5 protein-coding genes and 1 pseudogene are annotated in these 7,387 nt (G+C 70.8%); 2 read left to right on the forward strand and 4 right to left on the reverse strand.

The window, feature by feature from the left end:
• Window positions 1-65: 65 nt before the first annotated feature.
• The 4 genes from D183_RS0114390 to D183_RS0114405 all read right to left on the reverse strand — a co-directional run bounded on the left by D183_RS0114390 (window position 66) and on the right by D183_RS0114405 (window position 4,327).
• The gene (locus tag D183_RS0114390) at window positions 66-1,535 is read right to left on the reverse strand and encodes a DUF3375 domain-containing protein (protein WP_017909618.1); all 1,470 of its coding nucleotides are present in this window, start codon (window positions 1,533-1,535) and stop codon (window positions 66-68) included.
• A 31-nt stretch (window positions 1,536-1,566) separates the two neighbouring features.
• Window positions 1,567-2,166 (reverse strand): GTP cyclohydrolase I FolE, encoded by a 600-nt coding sequence (folE, locus tag D183_RS0114395; protein WP_017909619.1) that lies wholly within the window; start codon window positions 2,164-2,166, stop codon window positions 1,567-1,569.
• A 169-nt stretch (window positions 2,167-2,335) separates the two neighbouring features.
• A complete protein-coding gene (locus D183_RS0114400) occupies window positions 2,336-3,685 on the reverse strand; it encodes an MFS transporter (protein ID WP_017909620.1) in 1,350 nt (449 codons plus the stop codon).
• 96 nt (window positions 3,686-3,781) lie between these two features.
• Window positions 3,782-4,327: a YdeI/OmpD-associated family protein gene (locus D183_RS0114405; RefSeq protein ID WP_017909621.1), complete on the reverse strand. Its 546-nt coding sequence runs from the start codon at window positions 4,325-4,327 to the stop codon at window positions 3,782-3,784.
• A gap of 337 nt (window positions 4,328-4,664) precedes the next feature.
• Here D183_RS0114405 and D183_RS0114410 point away from each other — a divergent pair, with 337 nt between their 5' ends.
• Together D183_RS0114410 and D183_RS0114415 are read left to right on the forward strand one after the other, a co-directional pair.
• Window positions 4,665-6,773, forward strand: a complete 2,109-nt coding sequence (locus D183_RS0114410) for a methyl-accepting chemotaxis protein (RefSeq protein ID WP_017909622.1) — start codon at window positions 4,665-4,667, stop codon at window positions 6,771-6,773.
• Window positions 6,774-6,982: 209 nt separating this feature from the next.
• Window positions 6,983-7,387 (forward strand): annotated as a pseudogene (locus tag D183_RS0114415) (type II toxin-antitoxin system RelE/ParE family toxin); the annotation flags it as partial.

Below are 7,387 nucleotides of genomic sequence, written 5' to 3' on the forward strand. Positions count from 1 at the left end.
CCGCCGCGGACGTGGCGGCGGCCGTGGCGACATCGCCGGCATCGGCGTCGTGGCCGTGGAATTCGTCAGACCAGTTCATTGCGTTTTTCCTTGGTGAACCACACCAGCGGGATGCGCGCGCGCCGGACCTGGCCGTCGCCGCCCTCCCATTGCACCGCTTCCCATTCGCCGTCGACCACCACGCCATGGCGGGTGCCCAGCGCCAGGTAGCCGATCACGCTGCCCAGGCCCTGCGCCGCCGGGCGCTGCCGCAGCGCCTCGCCGATGCTCAGCTGCGGCTGGCGGCCGAGCAGGTCGTGCAGGTCGTTGCGCAGGCCGCGCAGGTCGATCTCCGACTGCGCCACCAGGTCGCCGACGCTGTCCAGCGAGATCATCGCCGCCTCGGCCGCCTGCACCCGCCCGTCCACCAGCTGGCTGCGCGGGTCGTGCAGGCGCCACTGCGATGGCGAGCGCAGCCGCGCGCTGCTCAGCGGCAGCACGTAGCCGGTGGCGGCGGTGGCATGCAGCTGGTCGCGCAACTGCAGCGCCTCGCCCTGCGCCTGCTTCAGCAACTGGTTGAGCCGGCGCTGTTCCAGGTAACCGCGGCTCTGCACGAACCCGCGCAGGCTGCGCGCGAAATGCTGCATCACCTCGTGCACCTGGCCGCCGCGTTCGAGCAGGGTGCCGGTGAGCCCGCGCAGGAAGGCGCGTTCGTGGCGGTCCAGACGGCGGGCGAAGCCGCGCGCCAGCAGCGCCTCCAGCGCCGCGTCCAGCTGCACGCTCTGCTCGGCGTCGTTGAGCAGGCTCCAGAACGCCTGGAAACTGCGCCCGGCCTCGCTCTCGCCGATCACGTCGATGCCGGCGAACAGCTTCTCCAGCACGTCGCCGCGCGCGCCCTCGTCGTCGATGATGCGCTCGCGGAACTCGCGGTTGAGCCGCTCGAAATCGTCGCGGACCCGGCGGAAATCCTCGGTCAGGTCGTCGGACAGGCGGATGATGTCGCGGGTACGTTCGAGCGCGCGCTTGCCGTCCAGCGCGGCCAGCTTGCCGGCGGCCACGCGCTCGATCTCCGCGTCCAGGCGCGCGCGCTCGGCGCGCAGCGCGGCCAGGCGCGCGTCCGGATCGGTCTCGGTCTGCCCGGCCAGTTGCACCAGCTGCTGGATCACCAGCGACAGCCGGCTCTCGGTGGCCACGCTGGCGCTGTCGCGCACGCCAGCGATGAAGCGGATGGCCTGCGCCGCCTGCCGCGACAGTTCGTATTCTTCCTGCGCGTCGCCTTCGGGCAGGCGCCGCTCCAGCCAGCCCTGCGCCAGCCAGTGCGCCACGTAGGCCTGCGCGGTGCGCGGCAGTTCGCGCGACAGCTCGTCGTCCTTCAGCGCATCGAGCTGGCGCTGCAGGCGCTCGTGCAACACGTCGGCCGGCAGCCGCCGCTGGGCGTCGCCAAGCAGGGTCTGCAGCAGGCCGATCAGCTCGGGGGCATGGTCGGCAGCGAGCAGTTTCCACAACGGCTGTTCGCGCAACTGGCGATAGCCGGCGATCCGGACATGCGGCTTCATGCAGGAACCGACCGCCACCGCATCCGCAGACTCAGCGCACGCGCTCGATGAAGCGCAGGAACTCGGCGCGGGTGCGCGCGTCCTCGCGGAAGGTGCCGAGCATCTTCGAGGTGACCATGCTGACGCCGCGCTTGTGGATGCCGCGGGTGGTCATGCACTCGTGTGCGCCTTCCACCACCACGCCCACGCCCAGCGGCTGCAGCACGTCCTGGATGCACTGGGCGATCTGTGCGGTCATCTTCTCCTGCACCTGGAAGCGCCGCGCATAGGCCTCGACCACGCGCGCCAGCTTGCTGATGCCCACCACCTTGCCGCGCGGCAGGTAGCCGACGTGGACCTTGCCGATGATCGGCGCCATGTGGTGTTCGCAGTGGCTTTCGTACTCGATGTCGCGCAGCACGATCAGCTCGTCGTAGCCGGCCACTTCCTCGAAGGTGCGCAGCAGGTACTCGCGCGGGTCGGCGCGGTAGCCGCTGAACCAGTCGCCATAGGCCTCGGCCACGCGCCGCGGGGTGTCCAGCAGGCCCTCGCGGGTCGGGTCTTCGCCGGCCCAGCGCAGCAGGGTGCGCACTGCGTCTTCGGCCTGCGCCTGGGTCACCGGGGGAGTGGAGCTGTTGTCGGAATCGGCCATGGGGGGAACGCCCGTAAGGGGGCTGCATGGTACCCGAGTCGCCTGGCAGCCGCCGCATGCGCGGCCTCCGCGCGGCGGGACGACCCGGCCGATACCGGGTGCGCCGTTCAGCGTCCGCCTGCTCCGCGCCCGGGCGGCATGCGCATCGCCCGGGCCGGCGCCGCGCCGGTCAGCGCCGGCGCGCGTGCATCTCGCCCTCGTGGTCGAGCCAGTTGGACCCCTTGTTGGTCAGGAAGAACATGTACACCACCAGCGACACCGCGATCACCGCCGTGGCGTACCAGACGAAGGTGGTGACGTGGCCGGTCTTCAGCGAGGCCTGGTACAGCAGCGGCGCGGTGCCGCCGAAGGCCGAATTGGCCAGCGCATAGCCCAGGCCCACGCCCAGCGCGCGGATATGGGTGGGGAACAACTCGGCCTTCACCACCGCGTTGATCGAGGTGTAGCCGGTGAGGATGACGAAGCCGGCGGTGAGGATGGCGAAGGCGCTCAGCCAGTCGCTCTGCCTGGGCAGCTCCAGCACCAGGAACCAGGTGTAGAGCACGCCGCCGATGCCGAAGAACACCAGCAGGGTCTTGCGCCCGATCAGGTCCGACAGCCAGCCACCCACCGGCTGCATCAGCATCAGCACGATCAGCGCGGCCAGGTTGATGATGGTGCCGGCCATGACGTCGTCACCGGCGAAGGCGGTCTGGATCATCTTCGGCCCGGTCACCGAGTAGGTGTAGAAGGCCACGGTGCCGCCGGCGGTGATCAGGAAGCACAGCAGCAGCGGGCGCCACTGGTGCACGAACAGCTCGCGCAGCGAGCCGGAAGACCTGTCCTTGCCCTGCTTGGCCGCGGCGATGGACTCGGAGGTCAGCGATTCGTCCATCGTGCGCCGCAGCCAGAACACCACCAGCGCACCGATGCCGCCCAAGCCGAAGGCCACGCGCCAGCCCCATTCGGAAATCTGGCCCTTGTCGAAGAAGTGCAGCATCCCGAACAGCACCGCCTGCGCCAGCACGTGGCCGCCGACCAGGGTGACGTAGTGGAAGGAGGACAGGAAGCCACGCCGCCCGGGAATCGCCGCCTCCGACATGTAAGTGGCGCTGGTGCCGTACTCGCCGCCGGTGGCGAAGCCCTGCAGCAGGCGCGCCAGCAGCAGCACCACCGCCGCGGCGCCGCCGATGCTGGCCACGGTGGGCGTCACCGCGATCAGGAACGAACAGGCCGCCATCACCGACACCGACACGGTCAGCGCCAGGCGGCGGCCGTAGCGGTCGGCGAAGCGGCCGAAGTACCAGGCGCCGATCGGGCGCATCAGGAAGGTCACCGCGAAGATTGCCCACACATACAGGGTGGCGTTCTTGTCCTCCTTGGAGAAGAACTGCGATTCGAAGTAGGTGGCGAACACCGAGTAGACGTAGACGTCGTACCACTCCACCAGGTTGCCGGCCGAGCCCTTGAGCGTGTTGGACACCGAGCGGCGCAGGCTGCCCGGTGCGGCGGCGGCGGACGAAGAGGTGGATGCACTCATGCGGTGGGCCTCATGGATGGACGTCACGGAGTATAGGCAGGCGCTTGCGAGGATCCTGTCGCGACGGCGGCCACGCCAGGCGTGCGCGACATGACCTCATTGCGCCTGCGGCGCGGCGAAGGCCTTGCTGTACATGCCCGAGCGATCGAAGCAGCAGACCCGCCGCTTGCCCGCGGCGAGCATGTCGCAGGTGCTGGCGATGCGCTTGACCCGCGTCTGCGCCTGCTTGCCCGCGCCGATCCAGAAGATCCAGTCGCGCCGCGCAACCGTGGTCAGCGTGTCCCAGGCCGCGCGCGCAGGCGGATGCGCGGCCAGCGCGCGCGCCAGGTCGTCGGGCAGCACGGGTTCCGGTTCCACCGCCGCCGGCGCGATCTCCAGGGTCATCGTGGTGCCGACCTCGACCGCCGCGGCTGCCCGCATCGCCTCCTCGACCTGCAGCCAGTGGCCGCCTTGCCCATCGGGTTGCAGCGTGGCCTGAAACGGATGCCCGGCGAACCGGCCCTCCACGCTGGCCAGGCCACGCGTGGGCAGCGCGGCGCTGGCCGCCGCAGGCAGCAGCAGGAAACACCAGGACGCGTCCGGCGGCGTGGCTGGACGCAGCAGTGTCGCCTGGAAGCGGATCGGGTCGGCGGCGCCGGTCATGCCCGGACCTTAGCACCGGCCGCGCGCGGTGCCATGCTGCACCTGCGCGCGGCGGCGGCGCGACGCGCTCCTGGTCTTGTCGCTCGCCAGGCACTGCGCCCTGCCTGACCTGCCCGGCGGCCACCGCCGCGGCAGACCGGCACAACGTCACGTTCCCGATACGGCACAGGGGACGCCCTCGCCCCTTCCCTTCAGTTCGACAGGCCATCGCCGCTATCCATGCGCCGGCCCGGGGGACCCGCGCCATGCGCGCGTCACGCGGGCGCAGGCAACCTGCCTGCCCGTCCGCCGTCACCCACCGTCGATCCCTCTTCCTTCCCCCCATTCCCCCGATCCCATGCACGCCCTTTCCAATCTGCGCATCGGCCAGCGCCTCGCGCTCGGCTTCCTCACGATCATCGTGCTGATGGTCCTGCTCACCGTGGTCGGCATCCAGCGCGTGCACAGCATCGACCAGCGACTCACCGCGATCAACGAAGTCAACAGCGTCAAGCAGCGCTACGCGATCAACTTCCGCGGCAGCGTGCACGACCGCGCCATCGCCCTGCGCGACGTGGTGCTGCTGGACGATGCGGCCAGCCGCCAGGCGACCGAGCAGACCATCGACAAGCTGGCCGGCGACTACGCGCGCGCCGCGCAGCCGCTCGATGCCTTGCTCGCCGTCTCCAGCGACGCCCAGGAGAAAACCATCCTGCAGCGCATCCAGGGCATCGAAGCGCGCACCATGCCGCTGATCGCGCAGGTGCGGCAGCTGCGCGATGCCGGCGACACCGTGCAGGCGCAGGCGCTGCTGCTGCAGCAAGCGCGCCCGGCCTTCGTCGACTGGCTGGCCAGCATCAACGCCTTCATCGACCTGCAGGAAGCCAAGAACCGCCAGGCCGCCAAGGAAGCGATGGCCACTGCGCGCGGCTTCGCCCTGCTGATGGTCGGCTGCACCGTGCTGGCGCTGCTGCTGGGCACGCTGATCGCCCTGCTGCTGACCCGCCGCGTGGTGCGGCCGCTGCGGCAGGCGCTGGGCCTGGCCGAGCGCATCGGCGCCGGCGACCTGAGCAGCCCGGACACCGCCACCACCCGCGACGAGGCCGGGCAGTTGCTGCGCGCCATGCAGCAGATGCAACGGCGCCTGCACGAGGTGATTTCCGCACAGCGCGAGATGGCTGCGCGCCACGATGCCGGCGCCATCAGCTACCGCATGGATGCGCAGCGCTTCCCCGGCGAGTACGGGCGCATGGTCGCCGATACCAATGCCCTGGTGGATGCGCACGTGCAGACGCAGCTGCGCATCACCGAGGTGATGGGCCGCTACGCCATCGGCGACCTCAGCCAGGACATCGCCCACTACCCCGGCGAGAAGGCCGCGATCACCGCGGCGATGCAGCAGGTCAAGCAGAACCTGCACGCGATCAACGTGCAGATCCAGACCCTGGCCGAAGCCGCCTGCGCCGGCAACTTCGCCCACCGCGGCCAGCCGGAGAAGTTCGAGCACGCCTTCCGCACCATGGTCGAGAACCTCGACACCATGATGGCCACCGCCGACGCCAACCTGGCCAAGTTCTCCGCGCTGCTGCGCTGCATCGCCGACGGCGACCTCACCGTGCGCATGAGCGGCAACTTCCACGGCGTGTTCGCCGCCATGCGCGACGACGCCAACAGCACCGTGCACCGCCTCACCGACATCGTCGCGCACATCCAGCGCACCACCAACAGCATCGGCTTCGCCGCCGAGGACATCGCCAGCGGCAACCAGGAACTGGCCAAGCGCAGCGAACAGCAGGCGGCCAGCCTGGAAGAGACCGCCGCCTCGATGGAGGAACTGACCTCCACGGTGAAGCAGAACGCCGAGCACGCGCAGCGCGCCAACCAGCTGGCGCTGGGCGCGGCCGGTGTGGCCAGCGAAGGCCGCGACGTGGTGGGCCAGGTGGTGGCGACCATGGACGGCATCCAGGCGGCCTCGAGGCGCATCGCCGACATCATCGCGGTGATCGACGGCATCGCCTTCCAGACCAACATCCTCGCCCTCAACGCCGCGGTGGAAGCCGCACGCGCCGGCGAACAGGGCAAGGGCTTCGCGGTGGTGGCCGCGGAGGTCGGCACGCTCGCGCATCGTTCGGCCGGCGCCGCCAAGGAGATCAAGACCCTGATCGACGACTCGGTGCAGCGCGTCGCCCACGGCGCCACGCTGGTACACCAGGCCGGCGCCACCATGGACCAGGTCGTGGCCAGCGTGCAGCACGTCACCGACCTGATGGGCCAGATCTCCGCCGCCTCGCACGAGCAGGCCAACGGCATCGCCCAGGTCAACCAGACCATCGCGCGCATGGACGAGACCACCCAGCAGAACGTGGCGCTGGTGGAAGAAGCCAGCACCGCGGCACGCTCGCTGGAGGAGCAGTCGGCACAGCTCACCCAGGCGGTGGAAGTGTTCAAGGTCGGCGCCTACGTCTGATCGACGCGCGGGCGGCCGCGCCGTCCGCCCAGGTGGACGACGCGGGGCCGGCCGCCCCCAGCGCGTGAACGCCAGGTGTCGGCCGGTGCCGGCCATCGCATCGACTGCCATGGCCGTTGCCGGCGCAGGCGGTACGATGGCGGCCTCCCACGTTCGTCCCCTCCCCGGAACCGCATGAAGGCTGGCCTCCCCGACGCCGCCGCGACGGCATGAGCCGCGCGTCGCACCGCGCGCCCGTCGCCGCCGAGACCCGCAGCGAACGCTGGCAGCGCTGGATCGCCTGGCTGCTCAGCGCGCTGCTGCACGTGTTGATGGCGCTCGCCCTGCTGTATGCGGCCAAGCCAACCATGTCCACGCCGCAGGGCGCGGCCGGCGGCAGCCGGATCCGCGTGGACTTCCTCGGCGACAGCGACAAGCCGGCGAAGCCGCTGCCGCCCAAGCCCAGCCCGCCGCCGGCGTCCGCCGCACCCAAGCGCACGCGTGCCACCACCACCGTGCAATCCACCCTGGTCGCGCAGTCCGACGACCCGGTGCCGCCGCCCGATCGCGTCGATACGCCGAAAGCGGCAGACACACCCGCGCCCGCCCCGGCGCCGCAGCCGCGTCCGGCACCA

The sequence above is a fragment of the Xanthomonas sp. SHU 199 genome, from assembly GCF_000364665.1.
In the GTDB taxonomy this organism is placed as follows: domain Bacteria; phylum Pseudomonadota; class Gammaproteobacteria; order Xanthomonadales; family Xanthomonadaceae; genus Xanthomonas_A; species Xanthomonas_A sontii.